Genomic DNA, 21,301 nt, shown 5'->3' with positions numbered 1-21,301 from the left:
GCGGTATCGGCGGTTTAGTCTGGAGACACTTGTCTCCCCTCGAATCTATGCCGTTCCGGTGATCGTTCTTCCGGAAAACGTCTCGGTTCGACACAAACTTTCCGGAAGAGCTCCGTCATGGCGTCATCCCTCCCGACCACACTCGTTCGGCTCGTCGATCGTGCTCCGAATCTCACCGGAGCAGAGATGGCCGCGGTGCTCGTGCCGCCGCGGCAATTCGACACCGCGTCGTTCGACTCCTACCGTCCCGATGCCGACTACCCCTCGCAGACCGATGCTCTCGAGATCGTTCGACGCTTCTCGACCTCGTGGGCACCGTCGGCCCGCTCTGGCGGGTTCTTTTCCCGGCAGAAGAAGGCGCCGGCGGGGCCGACGGGCATCTACCTCGACGGCGGTTTCGGCGTCGGCAAGACGCACCTCCTCGCGGCTCTCTGGCATGCCGCTCCCGGGCCGAAGTACTTCGGCACCTTCATCGAGTACACCGCGATCGTCGGCGCCATGGGCTACGCGGCGGCGGTGAAGCTCTTCACCGGCGCGAAACTGATCGCCATCGACGAGTTCGAACTCGACGACCCGGGCGACACGATGATGATGACGCGACTGCTCACCGACCTGAGCGCGTCCGGAACCCGGCTCGCCGCCACGAGCAACACCCCGCCGAACGCGCTGGGGGAGGGACGATTCGCGGCGGCGGACTTTCTTCGCGAGATCCAGTCGTTGTCGGATCGCTTCGACACGGTGCGGATCGACGGCCTCGACTACCGCCGACGCGACATCGAAGGTCATGCCCGCGTGCTCGACGACGCGGGAATCGATGAGGCCGTCTCGGCCGTCGTAGAGAAGTCCGCGTCGGCATCCGTGTCGCGCGACGACTTCGGCGGGCTCATCGCCCACCTCGGCACCCTTCACCCCTCGAAGTTCGTCAAGCTGATCGACGGCATCGATGCGATCGTGCTCGACGACGTCACCCCTCTGCACAGTCAGACAGACGCCCTGCGGTTCGTCGCCTTCATCGACCGGGTCTACGACGCTCAGATCCCGATCTTCGCCTCCGGCAGCCCGCTCGACGAGGTCTTCGCCGGCGACATGATGTCGGGGGGATACCGCAAGAAGTATCTTCGATCCGTCTCGCGACTCATCGCGTCGACCCAGTACTGACACCGACCACCGGATCTCGCAGCCGCTCTGCGACGTTCCGCAGCGACGCGAAACACAGTTTTTACAATTGCCGTCCGAGCGTTACGTGCCGGAAACATTGACGCGCACGTCTTGAAACTTCTTCACACGATAGTTGGGCATACCCGAGTGAGGCGCGCGAGCTGGTTTCCTTCTAACAGCACCTTCGTTCGTCATCATCTCTCGGTGCACCTTTGCAACAACTAAGAGAGGTAATTTCAATGGACCAGGGCAATACCGCCTTCTTGCTCATAGCAGCGGCCCTCGTACTCCTGATGACGCCGGGACTCGCGTTCTTCTACGGAGGACTCGTGAAGGCCAAGAGCGTGATCAGCATGATGATGCTGAGCTTCGGGGCCATGGGGCTCATCGGCGTGCTCTGGGTTCTGTATGGCTACGCCATCACGTTCTCGAACGCCGGCGTCGGCAACTTCGTCGGAATCGATGGTGTTCTCGGAATCGACCTCGACCAGCTCGGCCTGCAGGGTGCGTTCAACGAAGCGACGAGCGGTGACATCACGACCGCATACCCGACTCTTGCCTTCGCGGCCTTCCAGGCGACGTTCGCGATCATCACCGTCGCTCTCATCTCGGGCGCCATCGCCGACCGGGCCAAGTTCGGTGCGTGGATGGTCTTCGCCGGCGTCTGGGCCACGGTCGTCTACTTCCCTGTTGCAAGCTGGGTCTTCAACTTCACCGTGACAGACGGCGCCGTCTCCGACGGCGGATGGATCGCCTACGTGATCGGCGCGAACGACTTCGCCGGTGGAACGGCCGTGCACATCAACGCCGGTGCCGCCGCTCTCGCCCTCGCCCTCGTTCTCGGCAAGCGCGTGAACTTCGCCAAGGGAGTGCACAAGCCGCACAACCCGCCCTTCGTGCTCCTCGGCGCAGGCCTCCTCTGGTTCGGCTGGTTCGGCTTCAACGCCGGTAGCGAGCTCGCAGCCGACGGCATTGCCGCGGTCGCGTTCCTCAACACGATCGCCGCTCCCGCAGCCGCGATCCTCGGCTGGCTCGTCGTCGAGAAGATCAAAGACGGCAAGCCCACCTCGGTCGGCGCCGCATCGGGTGCCGTCGCCGGTCTGGTCGCCATCACCCCGGCGTGTAACATCCTGACGCCGTTCTGGGCCATCGTTCTGGGCATTCTCGTCGGAGCCATCTGCGCCGTCGCCATCGACCTCAAGTTCAAGCTCGGATTCGACGACTCGCTCGATGTCGTGGGGATCCACCTCGTCGGTGGCCTCATCGGAACGCTCTACATCGGTCTGCTGGGCAACAACGTCGGCCTCTTCTTCGGCTTCGGTGCCGAGCAGCTCGGCAAGCAGGCCATCGCGGCGTTCGCGGTTCTCATCTACTCGTTCGTGCTGTCGTACATCATCGGACTCATCATCGAGAAGACGATGGGCTTCCGAGTCAAGAACGAAGACGAGATCGCGGGCATCGACACCGTGGTTCACGGCGAAGAGGGATACATCCTCCTGGAGGAGACCCGCTAAGCGCTTTTCCGCATCACCCACACAGCCGAGAACGGCGTGTCGCACCCACAGGGAGCGGCACGCCGTTCTTCGTTCTACAAGAGGGCCTAGGACTTCTTGGTCGCCGTGCGGTTCTCCGCCGACACCATCCAGGCGTACTGCTCGAGCCGCTCGATGATTGCGTGAAGAATGTCGGCACTCGTGGGGTCGGCCTCGTCGACCTCGTCGTGCACATCACGCATCGTTCCGACGACGGCCTCGATGCGCACAGTGATCAGATCGACGGTCTCGGCCGTGTCGACTTCACCGTTCGGGTACTCCGGCAGCGTGGTCGAGGCTGCGACGGTGTCGCTCCGGCCATCCGGAATCGCGTGCAGAGCGCGGAGTCGCTCGGCGACGGTGTCGCTGAACTCGCGCGCCGCGTCGATGATCTCGTCGAGCTGCAGATGCAGGTCGCGGAAGTTCTTGCCGACCACGTTCCAGTGCGCCTGCTTTCCTTGAAGATGCAGCTCGATGAGGTCGACCAGAACCTTCTGCAGGTTGTCGGTGAGCGACTTCGAGGCCTTGAACCCGCGTTCCGCGTTCTGTCGACGGGTGCTCTTGGCCCCCGCGTCACTCGGTGCGGTGGTGGGGCGTTCGATCGTGGTTGTCATTGTTGTTGTCCTTTCGTCGGGGTCTGGTGAAGGGTCAGATCGTGGCTACTGAGCCGGAATCGACCCGGTAGTTGGAACCGTTGACGAAGCTCGCCAGGTCGGAGCACAGGAAGGCGATGACGTTGGCCACCTCATCGGGTTCTCCGCGGCGGCCGAGTTCCATATACGGCCGCTCCTGGGCGAGGAAGCTGTCGATCGCTTCGTCGAATGAGGTGCCGTTCTCGTCGGCGCGCTTCGTCATCATGGCGTCGGTCATGGGCGTGTTGATGAAGGCGGGAGAGACGGCGTTCACGAGAAGACCCTCGCTCGCGTAGCTCCGGGACAGGCCCTTCGCCAGCGCGAGTACTCCGGCTTTGGCCGCGCAATACGGCAACTCGTCGTCGTACGGCTGCACGGCGTCCTCCGAAGCGAGAAAGACGAGGCGACCCCACCCTCCCGCGCGAAGGTCTGGAAGGAACTCCTTCACCAGCCGCACCGGTCCGAGGAGATCGACCGTAAGGGTGTCGACCCATCCGGCGTCGTCTATCTCGTGGAAGAGACCCTGCGCACCCGTCACGCCCGCAGACTGAACCAGGATGTCGATCGGCCCGACTGCGTCAGCCACCCGAGAGTGCAGGGAAGCCAGCGACGAGGTGTCGGTCACATCTGCCGCGAAAGCGAAGAGGCGGCCCTCCTCGGCCCCGAGCCGCGAAACCGCCTTGTCAAGCGATTCCTGATCGAGGTCGGTGATTACCACCGTCACTCCCTCGCCGAGGAGCGTCTTCGCGGTGCTCCAACCGATTCCCGAGTCGGCACCCGTGATGAGCGCCTTCTTGCCTGAGATTCGTAGATCCATATGCTCCACGATAGGCAGACCGACCCTCGCGGGGGGTCGGGTTGCGCGGGATCAGAAGTCGTGATGGGATGCGGCAGATCTACTGCCGGCCCGTGATCTCCTCGATCGTGATGGCCGCGTTGACCAACGCCAAATGACTGAGAGCCTGTGGAAGGTTGCCGAGATAGGCGAGGTCGTCTGGATCGATCATCTCCGAGTAGATGCCGACATCGTTCGAGAGGTCGATCATGGCGTCCATCAAGGCAACAGACTCGTCGATTCTTCCGACACAGGCCAGTGCTTGAGCCATCCAGAACGAGCACGCCACGAACGCACCCTCTTCGGAGTCCGCTCCCGAGTAGCGGTACAGCAGCGGCCCCCGGCCCAACTCCTCGCGCATGGCATCGATGCTCTTCGACATCCGATCGCCTCTGTCGAAACCGCTCGAGGCGTGAAGGAGCACCGAGGTGTCGAGCTCGTCGGAGCCCGGGTACGCCACGTAGCTCTGCTTCTCTTCAGACCAGCAGTTCGCCTCGATCCACTCGCGGATGTGTTCCCGCTCCGCGATCCACCGGGCCGAGTCGCCGGGGATCTGGCCCTTCTCGCACAGCTCGACCGCGGCATCCAGGGCCTGCCAGCAGCCCATCTTGGCCGAGGTGTAGTGCTGCACATCCTCCAGCTCCCACATGCCGGCGTCTCTCTGCCGCCAGGCGTCGCAGGCGCGGTCGGCGACGGAGGCGAGCAGTCGGCCGGTCTCCGCATCCAGAACGTTGCCCGCCGAGACATAGAGTCGCATGACGTCGAACAGATCGCCGTAGACCCCGAGCTGCAGCTGCCCGCTCGCGGGGTTGCCCGTCACGACAGGACCCGCCCCGTTCCAGCCCGGCGCTTCCTGCATCGTGACACCGGAGGGCAGGGAGCCGTCGAGCCGGTAGAAGATGTGCAGCTCCGGCCCGTTCTGCCTGATCGTGGTGAGTAGCCAGGCGACAGCGGCGTGCGTCTCCTCACGAAGCCCGAACCGAATGAGGGCGTGCAGCGTGTACGCGACATCGCGAACCCACGCGAACCTGTAGTCCCAGTTCTTGCCGCCTCGAGGGTTCTCGGGTAGAGATGTCGTTCCGGCGGCCGCGATCGCTCCGGTCGGACTGAAGATCAGCAGCTTCAGAGCCAGAGCGCTGCGATGCACGTCGACCGACCACGGCCCGTCGTAGCTGAATTCGCGTGACCAGAACTGCCAGTTCTCGATCGTGCGGTCGATGCCGCGGTCGACATTGGCGGCGACGGGGAGGTGCAGGGGCTCGTTCGACGTTCCGACCACGGTGACGACATGGCGCGATCCCTTCTCGGTCGTGAACGACCCGGCGAACGCCGCATCGCCCCCGCCTCGCGGACCGTGCTCGAGCCCTCGCACGGCGATGGTCACCCCGTCCACCCGGATAACTGGTCCGTGAGTGGTGTCCTGCTTCCAGGGAGACGCGGTCGTCAGGCAGGTTCCGGGCGCGACCCGCCAGCGGAACCGCACCCGGCCCCGGGTGCCGTCGACCCGTCGCGCGAGTTCGGTCCAGGGGAGCCGCCCTGCGATGCCGGTGACGAGGGCGTCGGTGAGAACGGCCTCTCCCGAACTCGTCGTGAAGGTGGTCTCGAGCACGTTCGTGCCGTCGACGTAGCGACGAGACACGGTGAACTCCTCGACCGGCATCAGGTCGATGGCACCCCCGCTCCCTGCGTCGAGCAGGCGGCCGAAGACGGGCGTCGCGTCCATGCTCGGCATCGGCAGCCAGTCCACGCCCCCGTCTTCGGCGATCAGCGCGATCGTCCTCCCGTCGCCGATAACACCGTAGGAGCGGAGGGGAACAGTGCCGTCAGCGCGAATCGTCATTCGCCCTGTCTAGCAACCGCCCCTCCTGAACGGGTGGGGATTGACGACCCGGTACGCTCGCCGTCATGAGACTTCGGGCATTGACGACGATCGTGACGAGGCTTTTCTCGGCGTTCGGAACACGCGAGCCGGAGAGGTCCGATTCCTCTCGGAGTCGCACCGTAGCGCCGTCTCCGGGCCGGTCGGGGTCAGAGGCGACGATCGAAGTCGCAGTCGGAGCCCTGGGACGACGCCGTCTGGCGTTCGAGCCGCGGGTCGACGGTAAGCCGGATCCGGGAGAGGTCGTCTGGACGTGGGTGCCGTACGAAGAGAACGACGGGCGGGGCAAGGATCGACCCGTGTTGATCGTGGCGCGTGACTCCTCGCGTTCGGTGCTCGCCCTGCAACTCACGAGCAAGCCGCACGATCGCGACGCGCAGCATTTCGTCTTCGTCGGACCGGGGCCGTGGGACTCTCAGGTCCGTCCGAGCTGGGTGCGTCTCGACCGGGTCTTCCGCGTCTTCGAGTCGGGGATGCGACGAGAGGCCAGCTCGGTCAGCCGCACCCAGTTCGCCGCCGTATCGTCGGCGCTGAAGGGCCTGCGCTCGTAGCGGAGGCGGTCAGGTCGTCGACTCCACGTGCTCGACATCCTCGACCCGTGCCTGAGGCATCGCCAGCGCTGCGAGTCCGGTGAATGCGGCGCACACGAGAACCGCCGCGAAGACCGCTCCCGACGCGTTTATGAGAACCGACGGATCGGTCTCGCCCTTCGCGCTCGCGCCGAAGATGCCGTTCGCTATCGCCCCGAATACGGCGACGCCGACCGCGCTGCCGATCGAGCGGGAGAACAGGTTCGTGCCGGTGACGACACCGCGCTCGTTCCACGGCACACTCGACTGGGCGGCGATGAGACTCGGTGTCGCCACCAGACCGAGGCCGAGTCCCACCAGGAAGCAACTGATCGCGACGAGCACGATGTTCGCGTTCGTGTAGACGACGATCAGAAGGACCGCGCCGAGAACGGCGAGGCCCGTGCCGATAAGCACGGTGGTGCGGAACCCCAGTCGCAGGTAGAGCCGACCGGACAGCGATGCCGAGATGGGCCAGCCGATGGTGAGCGCGGCGAGTGCCAAGCCCGCTATCAATGGGGATGCGCCCGCGACGCCCTCCAGGAAGGTCGGAACGTACGAGGTCAGGCCGATGAGGATCGCCCCGACGCCCAGCGAGATGAGCGTCGTCGTGATGAGCAGTCGACGCGAGAAGACCCAGAGGGGGAGGATCGGTTCAGCTGCTCGCCGCTCTACCAAGACGAAGACCGCGAGCAGCACACCGCCGATCGCGAAGGCCGCGATGCTCGGAACCGAGTCCCAGGCCCAGGCCTGTCCACCCTCGAGCACGGCGAGGATGACGAGGCTGAGCCCTGAGGTGAGGAGAACGGCTCCGGCGATGTCGAGCCGGTGCGTGCGTTTGTCGATCTTCTCGTGGAACCGGGTCACGAGCATCCAGCCGGCGACGAGGCACAGTGGCACGTTGATGAAGAAGATCCACCGCCATGAGACGAACTCGGAGAACACCCCGCCGAGGGTGGGACCGGCGACGGAGCTGATGGCCCAGACGCTCGCGAGATAGCCCTGCACCTTGGCCCGCTCGGCCACCGTGTAGATATCGCCCGCGATCGTGATCGCCATCGGCTGCACGGCGCCGGCGCCCAGCCCCTGCACCGCGCGGAACGCGATCAGCGCGGGCAGGCTCCACGCGAATCCACAGAGGATCGATCCGATCAGGAAGAGTCCGACCCCGATGAGGATGATCGGTTTTCGGCCGACCGTGTCGGAGAGCTTCGCGTAGAGAGGCACCGATACGGCCTGCGCGAGCAGATAGATCGAGAACAGCCACGGGAACTGCGCGAAGCCGCCCAGATCGTCGACGATCGAGGGAACTGCTGTGGCGAGGATGGTCGCGTCGATCGCCACGAGCCCGGTTGTCACCATCAGGGCGATGAGAACCGGGCCTCGTTGCGATCGGAAACCGACTCCGCTCGTGTCGACCGCGGTCATTCGGCGAGCAACTCGCGGACGCGCGGGATGACCACGGTTCCGTACAGTTCGATGCAGGTCATGAGCAGGTCGTGCGACAGGGGACCCGCGCTGTACTTGAGGTCGAAGCGGGTCGCGTCGAGCGCGCGGACGGTCGACGCGATCTTCTGCGCGACGGTCTCCGGCGAGCCGACATACAGCGAGCCGTGCGGGCCGGCTTCGCGGTCGAACTCCGAGCGCGCCATGGGCGGCCAGCCGCGGTCGGCACCGATACGGTCGCGCATCGTCTTGTATTCGGGCCAGAACTCCTCGCGGGCCTGCTCATCTGTCGCCGCCACATAACCGGGGGAGTGCACTCCGATGGGCAGCTCGGGGCTCTCGATCTGGGCGAGCGCGCGGCGGTACAGGTCGGCGTAGGGCGCGAACCGCACGGGATCTCCGCCGATGATGGCGAGCATGAGGGGGAGTCCGTACCGCGCGGCACGAACGACGGACTCAGGGCTTCCTCCGACTCCGATCCACGTCTTCAGCTTTCCGGATTCCGTGGTCGGGAACACGCGCTGGTCGACGAGTGCCGGGCGGGTGCTTCCCTGCCAGGTCACGGGCTTCTCTGTCAGAAGGCGCGTGAAGATGTCGAGCTTCTCCTCGAAGAGCTCCTCGTATTGACTGAGCTCGTATCCGAAGAGGGGGAAGGACTCTGTGAAGGAGCCGCGCCCGAGGATGACCTCGGCACGACCGTTGGATGCCGCATCGAGCGTAGAGAAGCGCTGGAACACCCGCACGGGGTCGTCGGAACTCAGAACGGTCACCGCAGAACCGAGTCGGATGCGCGACGTCTGGCCGGCGATGGCCGCGAGGGCGACATCCGGCGCGGAGATCGCGAAGTCGTCGCGGTGGTGCTCGCCGAGGCCGATGAAGTCGACGCCGACCTGGTCGGCAAGCACACCCTCGGCGATGACGTCGCGGATGACCTGGGCATAGCTGCGAGGCGTACCGTCGGAATCCGACGTCACATCTCCGAAGGTGTCCAGTCCGAACTCGAGTTGCTTGGTCATGTCGATCTCCTCGTTCTCTGCGGCTTCTATGCAAATGTATCCGCTTGCGCAACCGGCCCGCCGGGCCAGACATTCCCCGGATGCTCCGGCTGGGGCTCGCCCCGTGCCACAGTGAGACGCATGGGCGACACTCGAGCATCGGAGAGCACCACGAGCCGCCGCTGGGCGCTCGTTCCCTTCCTCATCCTGGCCGTCGTGCATCTCGTCGCTTTGGGAGCCGCACTGCCGGAGCTGGCCGGCTGGACGAAGCCTCTTCTGATGCCCGCGTTGCTGGCCGTCGTTCTGGTTGCGACACGGATGCGTGGCGGAGTCGGCACCGTGCTGATCGTCGCAGCCTTGGTGTTCTCGTGGTTGGGCGACGTGCTGCTGGCCTCACCGGGCGACATCGGATTCCTGTCAGGACTTGCGGGGTTCTTCGCCGCCCATCTGCTGTACCTCGTCGCGTTCGCCGCCTTCTTCAGACGCCGGCGGATACCCCTCTGGGCGGGTCTCTACCTCGTGTGGTGGCTGGCCTTCGTGCTGCTGCTGGCCCCCACACTGGGCAGCATGCTCATACCGGTGGCGGCCTACGGGCTCGTGCTCGGAGCATCCGGCGCTCTGGCCCTGGCGACGAACAGGCTGACGGCCATCGGCGCTCTGCTGTTCGTCTGCTCCGACAGCCTTCTCGCGTGCCGCATCTTTCTGCCGGGCTTCGACCTGGTGCAGCAGGATCTGATCATCATGACCCTGTACCTCGCGGGGCAAGGCCTTATCGTGTGGGGCGTGCTGCGTACAACAGGCTCGAGAGACGAGAAAAGCCCCGAGCAATCTCGCGATTGATCGGGGCTCTGCGACGGGTGGGCGATACCGGACTCGAACCGATGACCTCTTCGGTGTGAACGAAGCGCGCTACCAACTGCGCCAATCGCCCGTCACACGCCGCACGAAGCAGCGCGGATCGATCTTAGCCGACGCGACGCGCGCTCTGCACATCGGCAGCCGGAATCTCCCCGACACGCCCGGGGCGTCCTCTTGCATTCGGCATCTGAGTTCGGCCTCGTTCCGGGGTCAGGCGCGCCTTGTACCCCCTTGAGATGAACAAGAAGAGTGCTCGGTTTGGTCATGCCGCGATGTTTCGGCTAGAGTCTTCAACGCACGCCGAAAAGCGAGCAAATGCGGATGTGGCGCAGTGGTAGCGCATAACCTTGCCAAGGTTAGGGTCGCGAGTTCGAATCTCGTCATCCGCTCGAGTGTGAAGATTCACAAAGCACAGTCATGTGCTACGTGTAGCTCAAAGAATGGTGGCGTGGCCGAGAGGCGAGGCAGCGGCCTGCAAAGCCGTCCACACGGGTTCAAATCCCGTCGCCACCTCCACTCACAGGGTCTCACTCACCCGGTCTCGTCTCGAGACACAACGAATGGGCGATTGGCGCAGCGGTAGCGCGCTTCCCTGACACGGAAGAGGTCACTGGTTCGATCCCAGTATCGCCCACAGAACATGAAGCCCCCGGGAAACCGGGGGCTTTTGTCGTTCCCGGGCATCCGGCGCCGTGCGCACGCCGAACGCCTCGGGATCGAGCTGCTCGTACCCGGCACTACAGTGGATAGGTCGGTGACATAACAAGGAGCGGGACAAAAAGTGGTTGACGGATTCGAACTCTTTCCGGACCGGCCCATCGTGGCCATGAGGGTGAACGGTGAGCTGCGCGACCTCGCCACGACGGTCGAGGCGAGCGACGACACCGAACCCGTCTCCATAGATTCCCCAGACGGCCTCAACATCCTGCGCCACTCTGCCGCCCACGTGCTCGCTCAGGCCGTTCAGACGATCAACCCCGAGGCGAAGCTGGGCATCGGGCCGCCCATCGCCGACGGTTTCTACTACGACTTCGATGTCGCGGAGCCGTTCACTCCCGAGAACATCAAAGCCATCGAGAAGGCCATGGAGCGGATCATCCGCCAGGGCCAGCGATTCACTCGCCGCGTCGTCACCGAAGACGAGGCCAGGGCCGAGATGGCCGACGAGCCCTACAAGCTCGAACTCATCGGGCTCAAGGGAGCCCCCGAGGACGAGACTGCAGACGAGTCGGTCGAGGTCGGCGGCGCCGAGCTCACCATCTACGACAACGTCGACCCCAAGACCGGCGAGACCCTGTGGAAGGATCTGTGCCGCGGTCCCCACCTGCCATCGACACGCCTGGTCGGAAACGGATTCTCGATCACGCGGCTGGCCGCCGCCTACTGGCGCGGCTCCGAGAAGAACAAGCAGCTCCAGCGCATCTACGGAACGGCGTGGCCGACCAAGGACGAGCTGCGTGCCTACCAGGCGCGCCTCGAGGAGGCCGCGAAGCGCGACCACCGCAAACTGGGCAACGAGCTCGACCTCTTCTCCTTCCCCGACGAGATCGGTTCCGGTCTCGCCGTCTTCCACCCCAAGGGCGGGATCATCCGCCGTGAGATGGAGGACTACTCCCGTCGAAAGCACGAGGAGGAGGGCTACGACTTCGTCTACACACCCCACATCACCAAGGCGCATCTCTTCGAGCAGTCCGGCCACCTCGGGTGGTACGCCGACGGCATGTTCCCCCCGATGCACCTCGACGAGGGCCGCAACGAGGAAGGCGAGATCACTCGCCAGGGAGCCGACTACTACCTCAAGCCCATGAACTGCCCGATGCACATCCTCGTGTATCGCTCGTCGGGCCGCTCGTATCGGGATCTCCCTCTTCGCCTCTTCGAGTTCGGCACGGTGTACCGCAACGAGAAGTCGGGTGTCGTGCACGGCCTTACCCGGGTGCGCGGCCTCACCATGGACGACGCGCACATCTTCACCTCGCGCGAGAATATGAAGGAAGAGCTCACCAAGACGCTCAACTTCATTTTGGCGCTGCTTCGTGACTACGGCCTGACCGACTTCTACCTCGAACTGTCGACCAAAGACCCCGAGAAGTACGTCGGCGACGACGACGTCTGGGAAGAGGCGACATCGACCCTCGCCGAGGTCGCCGCCGAATCCGGACTCGAGCTCGTGCCCGATCCCGGGGGAGCCGCGTTCTACGGACCCAAGATCTCGGTGCAGGCTCGTGATGCGATCGGTCGCACCTGGCAGATGTCCACGGTCCAGCTGGACTTCAACCTCCCGGAGCGGTTCGAACTCGAGTACACGGCGTCGGATGGCACCAAGAAGCGCCCGGTGATGATCCACCGCGCACTCTTCGGATCGATCGAGCGCTTCTTCGGCGTGCTCACCGAGCACTACGCCGGCGCTTTCCCGGTCTGGCTCGCACCCGTTCAGGTCGTGGGAATCCCTATCGCCGAACAGTACGAGGACTACCTCGCGGAGGTCGTGTCCACCCTGAAGAAGCAGGGCGTGCGGGCGGAGCTCGACGTGTCGGCCGACCGCATGCAGAAGAAGATCCGCAATCACACTCTGCAGAAGGTCCCGTTCCTGCTCATCGCGGGAGAAGAGGACCGAGCTCAGGGTTCCGTGAGCTTCCGCTTCCGCGACGGCACGCAGGAGAACGGCGTGCCGATCGACGAGGCCGTCGCCCGCATCCGGGCAGCGATCGACTCGCGTCTGCAGGTCACCAGCCAGGGACAGGCGTGATTCCCGCAGACCAAGAATTTCCCGAGGTTCCGATCGAGAGCTCGGCCGATTTCGCTGCGGTTCCGGATGCCTACCAGCGGCTGTGGACGCCGCACCGGATGGTCTACATCGAGAACGGCCCGGTGTCGGGAGAAGACTCGTGCCCGTTCTGCCGTGCGCCCCAGCTGAGCGACGAAGAAGCTCTCATCGTTCATCGAGGCGAGCACGCGTACGTGCTGCTGAATCTCTTCCCCTATAACAGCGGCCACCTGCTCGTCTGTCCCTATCGCCACGTCTCCCTCTATGACGAGGCGACCGAGGCCGAGGTCGTGGAGATCGCCGCGCTCACGCAGACGGCGATGAGAGTCGTTCGTGAGACGTCGCAGTGCCACGGCTTCAACATCGGCATGAATCAGGGCAGAGTCGCGGGCGCAGGAATCGCGGATCATCTTCACCAGCACGTCGTTCCTCGATGGTCCCAGGATTCGAATTTCTTCCCGATCATCGCGAAGACGAAAGCCCTTCCGCAGCTTCTCGGCGACGTACGCGCGTCGATCGCCGCCGCCTGGCCCGAGTCAGCCTAGACACCAGCACCCCGAGTAGAATCGGGTTCGAGAGGACACAATGAGCACCCTAGAAACACCTTCACAGAATGGCCGTACCGAGCATGGATCGAGCCGCGTCAAGCGCGGTCTCGCGGAGATGCTGAAGGGCGGCGTGATCATGGACGTGGTCAACGCCGAGCAGGCGAAGATCGCCGAAGAAGCAGGCGCCGTCGCCGTCATGGCTCTCGAGCGCGTTCCCGCCGACATCCGATCGCAGGGTGGCGTCGCGCGCATGAGCGACCCCGACCTCATCGACGGAATCATCGGCGCCGTCTCCATCCCCGTTATGGCCAAGGCGCGCATCGGACACTTCGTCGAGGCGCAGGTGCTCCAGGTTCTCGGCGTCGACTACATCGACGAGTCCGAAGTGCTGAGTCCCGCAGACTACGTCAACCACATCGACAAGTGGAAGTTCCAGGTTCCCTTCGTGTGCGGAGCGACCAACCTCGGCGAAGCACTGCGCCGCATCAACGAGGGTGCGGCGATGATCCGCTCCAAGGGTGAAGCCGGAACCGGCGACGTCTCCGAAGCCACCAAGCACATCCGCAAGATCAAGTCCGAGATCGCCGCTCTGTCGTCGATGTCGAAAGACGAGCTCTACGTCGCCGCGAAAGAGCTGCAGGCTCCCTACGACCTCGTCGTCGAGATCGCCGAGACAGGAACGCTTCCGGTCGTGCTGTTCACCGCCGGCGGCGTGGCGACTCCCGCCGACGCCGCGATGATGATGCAGCTCGGTGCCGATGGCGTCTTCGTCGGATCGGGTGTCTTCAAGTCGGGCAACCCGGCAGAGCGCGCGGCCGCGATCGTCAAGGCGACGACCTTCTACGACGACCCGACCGTCGTCGCCGAGGTCTCGCGAGGCCTCGGCGAGGCGATGGTCGGCATCAACGTCGCCGATGTGCCCGCGCCGCACCGGCTCTCCGAGCGTGGCTGGTAGTCACGGCACCGCCCCGCGGGTCGGGGTCCTCGCCCTTCAGGGCGACTTCCGCGAGCACCTTCGCGTCCTGAGCTCGCTCGGGGCGGATGCCGTTCCGGTACGCCGCCCCGAGGAGATCGATGACATCGATGGACTGGTCATCCCGGGCGGCGAATCGAGTGTCATGGACAAGTTGTCGAGGGCTTTCGGACTCGCTGAGCCGCTTCGTGCCGCGATCTCGGGTGGCCTGCCGGTCTACGGCACCTGCGCCGGCCTGATCATGTTGGCCGACGGCGTGCTCGACGCGATCCCGGGTCAACAGACCCTCGGAGGGCTTTCCATCTCAGTGAGGCGCAACGCCTTCGGCAATCAACTGGATTCATTCGAGACGGATCTCTCGGTGCCCGCGCTCGGAGATCCACCCGTGCACGCCGTCTTCATCCGAGCGCCCGTCGTCGAGTCCGTCGGCGAGGGGGTCACCGTGCTCGCCCAACTCGACGACGCTCGGGTGGTGGCCGTCGAGTCGCAGAATCTCCTCGGCACGGCCTTCCACCCGGAGGTCACCGGAGACGTGCGATTCCACGAGTACTTCCTCGACAAGGTCCGGGCCTCGCGCTAGGGCGGCACACCGGTCATGAGCGGCGGTTCTCCGAGGGGGGCGACACGCCGCTCACTAGACTGAACGTTGATCGAATAGAGCACGCAGGGAGCAGAAACAGTGTCCGGGCATTCCAAGTGGGCGACCACCAAGCACCAAAAAGCCGTCAAAGACCAGCGCCGAGCAAAGTCGTTCGCCAAGCTGATCAAGAACATCGAGGTCGCCGCCAAGATCGGCGGCGCTGACCTCAACGGCAACCCCACCCTCGTCGACGCCATCCAGAAGGCCAAGAAGACGTCGGTGCCCATCGACAACATCAACCGCGCGGTCAAGCGCGGAGCGGGACTCACCGGCGAGTCGGTCGACTACCAGACGATCATGTACGAGGGTTACGGCCCCAACGGCGTCGCACTGCTGATCGAGTGCCTCACCGAGAACCGCAACCGTGCAGCTGCAGAAGTGCGCACGGCCATGAGCCGCAACGGCGGAGCGATGGCCGACCCCGGAAGCGTCGCGTACAACTTCGCGCGGAAGGGCGTCATCGCCGTGCCCCACGCCGATGCCCTGACCGAAGACGACGTGCTTCTCGCTGTGCTCGACGCCGGCGCTGAAGAGGTCATCGACCACGGCGCCCAGTACGAGATCGTCACCGATCCCAGCGAGCTGGTGGCCAACCGCGAGGCGCTGCAGACGGCGGGCATCGAGTACGACTCGGCAGACGTCGAGTTCGTCGCATCGCTCAAGGTCAATGTCGACGCCGAGGGAGCCCGCAAGGTCTTCAAGCTCATCGATGCGCTCGAAGACAGCGATGACGTGCAGAACGTCTACAGCAATGTCGATCTGAGCGACGAGGTCCGCGCCGAACTCGACACCGACGAGGAGTAGGGCCCACCCCGACGTGCGTGTTCTCGGAATCGATCCAGGGCTCACACGCTGCGGCGTCGGCGTCGTCGATGTGACCGCGAATCGAGTGGCGACCCTCGTCGCGGTCACTGTGGTGCGCACGCCTCCCACGATGGATCTCGATCAGCGCCTCCTGGGGATCGCGCTCGGTCTCGACGAACTCATCGGCGAACACAGACCAGAGAGCATCGCGATCGAGCGGGTCTTCGCCCAGCACAACGTGAGCACCGTCATGGGCACGGCCCAGGTCAGCGGCATCGCGCTTCTCGCGGCGGCTCGCCACGGAATCCCCGTGAGCCTGCACACCCCGACGGAGGTCAAGGCGTCGATCACCGGGTACGGTCAGGCGGAGAAGAAGCAGGTGGGCACGATGGTGGCCAAGATCCTCGGCCTCGCCGAGATTCCCAAACCCGCCGACGCCGCCGACGCCCTGGCCCTCGCCATCTGCCACGCGTGGCGCTCGCCCGCGACCCGCAGCGCCCACGCGCCCGAGGGAGCGGCATCCGGAGCGGGCATGACCCGCGCCCAGCAGGCGTGGCGCGCCGCAGAGAAAGCAGCGGGCAGTGCCCGTAGGCTGACACGGTGATTTCTGCCCTTCGAGGAACTGTCCTCCGCGTGAGCGGTTCGTCCGCCGTCATCGAGGTCGGGGGAGTGGGATTCGACGTGACCCTGACTCCGGCCCACACTCTGTCTCTGAGGGTGGGGCACGAGGCATCCGTCGTCACGTGCCTCATCGTGCGCGAGGACTCGCTGTCGCTGTTCGGCTTCGTCGACCACGACTCGCTCGATCTCTTCACGCTTCTCACCGGCGTCACGGGTGTAGGACCGAAGTCGGCGATGGGCGTGCTCGCCGAGCTCTCGCCCGCCCAGATCGCCATCGCCGTCGCGCAAGAAGACGACGCCGTCTTCCGCAAGGTGTCGGGAATCGGCCCGAAGACGGCCAAGCTCATCGTGCTCTCGCTTGCCGGAAAGGTCGCCATCTACGCGGCGGCACCGGCGCCGGCCAAAGAGATCACGGGAACCGTGCGCGACGACGTGCTGGCCGCGCTCGTCGGGCTCGGCTGGAATGAGAGGTCGGCCGAGGCCGGTCTGGATGCTGTGCTCCTGCACGCATCGGACGACGAGACGACGTCGGTGCAGGCCCTGCTTCGACTTGCTCTCACCGAACTCGGCCCGCGTAACCCGGGTGGTTCGCGATGACGCCCTCCGACCCCTCGACGCCTCGCGACGCGAGCCCGATTGTGAACCCCGAACCGCTCTCCGAAGGAGAGATCGCGTTCGAGGGAGCGCTCCGACCCAGGAGTCTCGCCGAGTTCGTCGGTCAGGCCCGGGTGCGTGGCCAGCTGCAGCTCCTCATCGAGGCGGCCGCCATCCAGAACCGCACCCCCGATCACATCCTGCTCGCGGGCCCGCCCGGTCTCGGCAAGACCACGCTCGCGATGATCGTCGCGCACGAGAGCGACCGTCCGCTCAGACTCACGAGCGGCCCGGCCATTCAGCACGCCGGCGATCTCGCGGCCGTGTTGTCGTCGCTGGTACCGGGCGAGGTGCTCTTCGTCGACGAGATCCACCGCATGGCGCGGACGGCCGAAGAGATGCTGTACCTCGCCATGGAGGACTTCCGTATCGACATCATGGTCGGCAAGGGTGCCGGCGCCACCTCGATTCCGTTGGACCTGGCGCCGTTCACGCTCGTCGGGGCGACCACACGATCGGGACTTCTGCCGAACCCGCTTCGCGACCGTTTCGGCTTCACCGCGCACCTCGAGTTCTATTCGACCGACGAGCTCGTGCACGTGTTGCGTCGCGCTGCCGCCCTCATCGAGCTCTCGATCGACGAGGCTGCCCTCGTCGAGATCGCCCAGCGATCACGAGGAACGCCGCGCATCGCCAACCGCCTTCTGCGGCGAGTGCGCGACTACGCGCTCGTGCACGGTGGTCGGGCGAGCACGTCGGTCGTCGACGCCGCACTCGAGCTCTATGACGTGGATGTGCTGGGGCTCGACCGGCTCGACCGAGCGGTCATGAACATCTTGATCACGCGCTTCAATGGGGGGCCCGTGGGCCTCAGCACCCTCGCCGTGTCGGTCGGCGAGGAGGCCGAGACGATCGAGAGCGTCGTCGAGCCCTTCCTCGTTCGGGTCGGTCTGATCACGCGGACCCCGCGTGGACGGGTGGCCACTGCCGCGGGATGGCGGCACATGGGAATCGACCGTTCGTCGGACTCCCTGTTCGGCGATGACCTATAATTCACTGTGGCCCATAGGCCCGCCCTCAGGCGGCGTCACTAGTATGAAGCCGACAATCACCCCCCATTGCTGGAAGGCACGACTTTTTCATGGCTCTTGATCCCCTAACCATTGGCATGCTGGCGGTACTGGCCATCCTCGTGTTCTTCATGTTCCGCAACAGCCGTAAGCGCCAGCGCGAGGCTGCAGAGCTGCAGCAGAAGGTGCAGGTCGGCGCAGACGTCATGACCAACTTCGGCGTCTTCGGAACCATTCTCGACATCGATGAGGACGACAACAAGGTTCTGCTCGAGACGTCGCCCGGTACCGTGCTCACCGTGCACCGCCAGGTCGTCACCCGGGTCATCGACGACCACGACAATGACACCACCGACGACACCGACACCGACGCGGCGACCACCGAGCCCGCATTCGGCAAGCGTGTCGAAGAGACCGTCGAGACGACTCCCGACTCGAAGCCCACCAGCTCGGGCTCCACGACGTCGAAGACCGACAAAGTCGACGAGTAACCTCCCTCCTTTTCCAACCCCTCGCGCACAACACACACCCGGCCGCTCTGGTTGGGGCGTGCGCTAAAGAAAGCTGAGTTCGCCGGTGGCATCAACTCTTTCCGCGGTCAAGCAGGCGTGGCGAACGCTCATCTGGCTCGTCGTCATTCTGGCCGTGCTCGCCGGAACCATCGCCGGTGGCGTACTCTTCAGCGCCCCCGGCGCGGGCTGGGGTCTCAAGCTGGGTCTCGACCTCGAGGGCGGAACGCAGATCATTCTCGCGCCGAAGCTCGAGAGCGGCCAGCAGGTCAACGCCGAGCAGCTGTCGCAGGCCGTGTCGATCATCCGGCAGCGCGTCGACGCCTCGGGCGTCTCCGAGGCCGAGATCAGCACTCAGGGCGGACAGAACATCGTCGTCTCGATTCCGGGAACCCCTGATCAGGACACGCTAAACCGCATCGAATCGTCGGCGAAGCTCGAATTCCGTCCGGTGCTCGTCGCCGACGCGGCCCCGACCGCGGCTGTCACGCCGACGGCGACTCCCGCAGAGGGATTGTCTGACACCCCGACCGTCGCGCCGACGAACGCAAGCGATCTCAACTGGGTCACGCCGGCCCTTCAGGACCAGTTCACCAACTTCGGCTGCGACTCAGACGGAGCCAAAGACGCCGGACAGGCCCCCGCGGACAAGCCACTCCTCGCATGTGATGAGAACGGTCAAGCCAAGTACATCCTCGGCCCCGTCGAGGTGACGGGCGAAATGATCTCGGATGCGACGAGCGGTGTCGCTCAGACGCAGACCGGAGCCTCGACCGGCCAGTGGGTCGTCAACATCGTCTTCAACGACGAGGGCACCTCGAAGTTCGCCGACGTCACCACCCGCCTGAACGCACTCCAGGGCAGCCAGAACCAGTTCGCCATCGTGCTCGACGGCAAGGTCATCTCGGCGCCCACCACCAACGCCGTCATCACCGACGGCCGGCCCCAGATCTCCGGATCCTTCACCCAGGACTCCGCGAAGACGCTCGCCGACAACCTGAAGTTCGGCGCCCTGCCGATCGGCTTCACGGTGCAGAGCAACGACTCCGTCTCGGCCACCCTCGGATCGTCGCAGCTCCTCAGCGGGCTCATCGCAGGTCTGATCGGTCTGATCCTCGTGGTCATCTACTCGCTCTTCCAGTACCGCGCGCTCGGCCTCGTCACCGTGGCCTCGCTCGTCGTCGCCGCCGCCATGACCTATCTGGTGATCGCCCTCATGTCGTGGCGTATCGATTTCCGCCTGTCGCTCGCCGGGGTCGCTGGTCTGATCGTCGCGATCGGATTCACGGCCGACTCGTTCATCGTCTACTTCGAACGAATCAGAGACGAGCTCCGAGACGGCAAGGGACTGGCATCCGCGGTCGAGGCCGGTTGGCGCCGCGCCAAGCGCACCATCTACGCCGCCAAGGCGGTCAACCTCCTGTCTGCCGTGGTGCTCTACGTGCTCGCGGTCGGAAACGTTCGCGGGTTCGCGCTCACGCTCGGTGTCACGACCGTCATCGACGTTCTCGTCGTGATCCTCTTCACCCACCCCGTGCTTCGTCTCCTCGCGGCGACCAAGTTCTTCTCGAGCGGGCACAAGGCATCCGGCCTCGACCCGACAGCGCTCGGCGCGATCTACCGCGGACGCGCCGAGTTCCGCAAGCCGGTCGACTCGATCGCCACAAAGAAGTCCGGCGCCGGTCGCGAGGCCGCGCTTCGGCAGACCATCGCCGAGCGCAAGGCAGCCCAGCTCACCGCTGAGAAGCCCGCTGATACCACGAAAGATGGGAAGGACTCCTGATGGCCAGTTTCGCGCAGTTCGGAAACGACCTCTACACAGGCAAGCGCTCCTTCGACTTCATCAAGCACCGGCGCATCTGGTACACGATCGCCATCGTTCTGATGGTCGCTTCGGTCGCCATCCCGCTGGTGAAGGGCGGCTTCAACTTCGGAATCGAATTCCGGGGCGGTTCGCAGTTCGTCGTCAGCGATGTCGCCGACACCCCGCAGTCCGTCGCGGAAGAAGCCGTCGCCTCCGTCGTTCCGAAGGCTGTCGCCCGCGTCTCGACCCTCGGCGCCTCCGGCGTCCGCGTGCAGACCGACCAGCTGACCGGCCAGGAGACCAACGAGGTCCGTACGGCACTCGCCACGGCCTATAAGGTTCCCGAGACCGAGATCACGGCTTCGTTCATCGGTGCGTCCTGGGGCTCGGATGTGACGGGTCAGGCGATTCGAGGTCTGGTCGTGTTCCTGATCCTCGCCGGCATCGCCATGGCCATCTACTTCCGCACCTGGAAGATGTCCGCAGCGGCCATGCTCGCCCTTCTGCACGACCTCGTCCTCACGGCGGGAGTGTACGCCGCGACAGGGTTCGAGATCACGCCGGCGGCGGTGATCGGCTTCCTCACCATCCTCGGCTACTCGCTCTACGACACCGTCGTGGTCTTCGACAAGGTTCGTGAGAACACCGCCCGCCTGGGCAAAGATTCGCATCTGACGTTCGGCGAAGCCGTGAACCTCGCGGTGAACCAGACGCTCGTGCGTTCCATCAATACGGCGGTGGTTGCGGCGCTGCCCGTGGCGGCGATTCTCTTCATCGGAGCCTTCGTTTTGGGCGCCGACACGCTGAGAGACATCTCGCTCGCGCTTCTGGTGGGAATCCTCGTCGGAACGTACTCCACGATCTTTGTGGCTGCGCCTCTCTACGCTCAGCTGCGCGAGCGCGAGCCGAAGATCGCCAAGCAGAACGAACGCACCCTCGCGGAGCGCGCACGCGCATCCTCTGCGGGACGTCCGTCGGACGCCGTGGTGGAAGGTCAGCCCACGGCGTAACCGCGTTGTTCTCGGCACTGTCCGGCGCGGGGGATAATTGACAGTGGAGGCCCCACT

The 21,301-nt window shown here is 65.1% G+C and carries 20 protein-coding genes and 4 tRNA genes; 18 read left to right on the top strand and 6 right to left on the bottom strand.

All coding sequences use genetic code 11. The features are described from left to right. Nucleotides 1-117 precede the first annotated feature (117 nt). Together zapE and CCK87_RS06455 are read left to right on the top strand one after the other, a co-directional pair. The gene (gene zapE / locus CCK87_RS06460; protein ID WP_086460627.1) at nucleotides 118-1,158 is read left to right on the top strand and encodes a cell division protein ZapE; all 1,041 of its coding nucleotides are present in this window, start codon (nucleotides 118-120) and stop codon (nucleotides 1,156-1,158) included. A 239-nt stretch (nucleotides 1,159-1,397) separates the two neighbouring features. Continuing rightward, entirely contained in the window at nucleotides 1,398-2,672 is a 1,275-nt protein-coding gene (locus CCK87_RS06455; protein ID WP_086460626.1) for an ammonium transporter, read from the top strand. An 86-nt stretch (nucleotides 2,673-2,758) separates the two neighbouring features. On the opposite strand, the gene CCK87_RS06450 is transcribed toward CCK87_RS06455, so the two are convergent. From CCK87_RS06450 to CCK87_RS06440, 3 genes are all read right to left on the bottom strand, one after another. Further along, nucleotides 2,759-3,304 (bottom strand): DNA starvation/stationary phase protection protein, encoded by a 546-nt coding sequence (locus CCK87_RS06450; RefSeq protein WP_086460625.1) that lies wholly within the window; start codon nucleotides 3,302-3,304, stop codon nucleotides 2,759-2,761. A gap of 34 nt (nucleotides 3,305-3,338) precedes the next feature. Further along, complete coding sequence (locus CCK87_RS06445) at nucleotides 3,339-4,139, bottom strand: SDR family oxidoreductase (RefSeq protein ID WP_086460624.1); 801 nt, start codon at nucleotides 4,137-4,139, stop codon at nucleotides 3,339-3,341. Between the two features lie 79 nt (nucleotides 4,140-4,218). After that, nucleotides 4,219-5,997: a glycoside hydrolase family 15 protein gene (locus tag CCK87_RS06440; RefSeq protein ID WP_086460623.1), complete on the bottom strand. Its 1,779-nt coding sequence runs from the start codon at nucleotides 5,995-5,997 to the stop codon at nucleotides 4,219-4,221. 65 nt (nucleotides 5,998-6,062) lie between these two features. Between CCK87_RS06440 and CCK87_RS06435 the strand changes: the two genes are divergently transcribed. Further along, nucleotides 6,063-6,587, top strand: a complete 525-nt coding sequence (locus tag CCK87_RS06435; RefSeq protein WP_086460622.1) for a type II toxin-antitoxin system PemK/MazF family toxin — start codon at nucleotides 6,063-6,065, stop codon at nucleotides 6,585-6,587. A 9-nt stretch (nucleotides 6,588-6,596) separates the two neighbouring features. On the opposite strand, the gene CCK87_RS06430 is transcribed toward CCK87_RS06435, so the two are convergent. Together CCK87_RS06430 and CCK87_RS06425 are read right to left on the bottom strand one after the other, a co-directional pair. Continuing rightward, nucleotides 6,597-8,033: an MDR family MFS transporter gene (locus tag CCK87_RS06430; protein ID WP_086460621.1), complete on the bottom strand. Its 1,437-nt coding sequence runs from the start codon at nucleotides 8,031-8,033 to the stop codon at nucleotides 6,597-6,599. Continuing rightward, nucleotides 8,030-9,067, bottom strand: coding sequence for an LLM class flavin-dependent oxidoreductase (locus CCK87_RS06425; RefSeq protein ID WP_086460620.1), 1,038 nt, complete (start codon nucleotides 9,065-9,067; stop codon nucleotides 8,030-8,032). The genes CCK87_RS06430 and CCK87_RS06425 overlap by 4 nt, the downstream gene beginning before the upstream one ends. 120 nt (nucleotides 9,068-9,187) lie before the next feature. Here CCK87_RS06425 and CCK87_RS06420 point away from each other — a divergent pair, with 120 nt between their 5' ends. After that, a complete protein-coding gene (locus CCK87_RS06420; protein ID WP_086460619.1) occupies nucleotides 9,188-9,886 on the top strand; it encodes a lysoplasmalogenase in 699 nt (232 codons plus the stop codon). An 18-nt stretch (nucleotides 9,887-9,904) separates the two neighbouring features. On the opposite strand, the gene CCK87_RS06415 is transcribed toward CCK87_RS06420, so the two are convergent. Beyond that, a tRNA-Val gene (locus CCK87_RS06415) sits at nucleotides 9,905-9,977 on the bottom strand. 244 nt (nucleotides 9,978-10,221) lie between these two features. Between CCK87_RS06415 and CCK87_RS06410 the strand changes: the two genes are divergently transcribed. The 14 genes from CCK87_RS06410 to secF all read left to right on the top strand — a co-directional run bounded on the left by CCK87_RS06410 (nucleotide 10,222) and on the right by secF (nucleotide 21,244). Further along, nucleotides 10,222-10,293, top strand: a tRNA-Gly gene (locus tag CCK87_RS06410). Between the two features lie 53 nt (nucleotides 10,294-10,346). After that, a tRNA-Cys gene (locus CCK87_RS06405) sits at nucleotides 10,347-10,420 on the top strand. Nucleotides 10,421-10,466: 46 nt separating this feature from the next. After that, nucleotides 10,467-10,538: transfer RNA gene (locus tag CCK87_RS06400), tRNA-Val, on the top strand. Between the two features lie 192 nt (nucleotides 10,539-10,730). Then, complete coding sequence (thrS, locus tag CCK87_RS06395; protein WP_249273816.1) at nucleotides 10,731-12,653, top strand: threonine--tRNA ligase; 1,923 nt, start codon at nucleotides 10,731-10,733, stop codon at nucleotides 12,651-12,653. Further along, the gene (locus CCK87_RS06390; RefSeq protein ID WP_249273815.1) at nucleotides 12,653-13,216 is read left to right on the top strand and encodes an HIT domain-containing protein; all 564 of its coding nucleotides are present in this window, start codon (nucleotides 12,653-12,655) and stop codon (nucleotides 13,214-13,216) included. Before thrS ends, CCK87_RS06390 begins: the two co-directional genes overlap by 1 nt. A gap of 40 nt (nucleotides 13,217-13,256) precedes the next feature. Next, nucleotides 13,257-14,174 (top strand): pyridoxal 5'-phosphate synthase lyase subunit PdxS, encoded by a 918-nt coding sequence (pdxS, locus tag CCK87_RS06385; RefSeq protein ID WP_086460617.1) that lies wholly within the window; start codon nucleotides 13,257-13,259, stop codon nucleotides 14,172-14,174. Continuing rightward, nucleotides 14,134-14,772 carry a pyridoxal 5'-phosphate synthase glutaminase subunit PdxT gene (gene pdxT / locus CCK87_RS06380; protein ID WP_086460616.1) on the top strand — a complete coding sequence of 213 codons (639 nt, stop codon included), beginning with the start codon at nucleotides 14,134-14,136 and terminating at the stop codon, nucleotides 14,770-14,772. Before pdxS ends, pdxT begins: the two co-directional genes overlap by 41 nt. A 99-nt stretch (nucleotides 14,773-14,871) precedes the next feature. Further along, the gene (locus CCK87_RS06375; protein WP_086460615.1) at nucleotides 14,872-15,636 is read left to right on the top strand and encodes a YebC/PmpR family DNA-binding transcriptional regulator; all 765 of its coding nucleotides are present in this window, start codon (nucleotides 14,872-14,874) and stop codon (nucleotides 15,634-15,636) included. Between the two features lie 13 nt (nucleotides 15,637-15,649). After that, the gene (ruvC, locus tag CCK87_RS06370) at nucleotides 15,650-16,240 is read left to right on the top strand and encodes a crossover junction endodeoxyribonuclease RuvC (protein ID WP_086460614.1); all 591 of its coding nucleotides are present in this window, start codon (nucleotides 15,650-15,652) and stop codon (nucleotides 16,238-16,240) included. Then, the gene (gene ruvA, locus CCK87_RS06365; RefSeq protein WP_086460613.1) at nucleotides 16,237-16,854 is read left to right on the top strand and encodes a Holliday junction branch migration protein RuvA; all 618 of its coding nucleotides are present in this window, start codon (nucleotides 16,237-16,239) and stop codon (nucleotides 16,852-16,854) included. The genes ruvC and ruvA overlap by 4 nt, the downstream gene beginning before the upstream one ends. After that, entirely contained in the window at nucleotides 16,851-17,903 is a 1,053-nt protein-coding gene (ruvB, locus tag CCK87_RS06360) for a Holliday junction branch migration DNA helicase RuvB (protein WP_086460612.1), read from the top strand. The genes ruvA and ruvB overlap by 4 nt, the downstream gene beginning before the upstream one ends. 89 nt (nucleotides 17,904-17,992) lie before the next feature. Further along, the gene (gene yajC / locus CCK87_RS06355) at nucleotides 17,993-18,412 is read left to right on the top strand and encodes a preprotein translocase subunit YajC (protein WP_086460611.1); all 420 of its coding nucleotides are present in this window, start codon (nucleotides 17,993-17,995) and stop codon (nucleotides 18,410-18,412) included. Between the two features lie 85 nt (nucleotides 18,413-18,497). Next, complete coding sequence (gene secD / locus CCK87_RS06350) at nucleotides 18,498-20,213, top strand: protein translocase subunit SecD (RefSeq protein WP_086460610.1); 1,716 nt, start codon at nucleotides 18,498-18,500, stop codon at nucleotides 20,211-20,213. Continuing rightward, nucleotides 20,213-21,244 (top strand): protein translocase subunit SecF, encoded by a 1,032-nt coding sequence (gene secF / locus CCK87_RS06345; RefSeq protein ID WP_086460609.1) that lies wholly within the window; start codon nucleotides 20,213-20,215, stop codon nucleotides 21,242-21,244. Before secD ends, secF begins: the two co-directional genes overlap by 1 nt. Nucleotides 21,245-21,301: the final 57 nt, after the last annotated feature.

Source organism: Agreia sp. VKM Ac-1783 (assembly GCF_900177765.1).
Lineage (GTDB): Bacteria > Actinomycetota > Actinomycetes > Actinomycetales > Microbacteriaceae > Agreia.
Note: the sequence above shows the minus strand (reverse complement) of the source record. Positions and strands in the feature narration are given on the sequence as shown.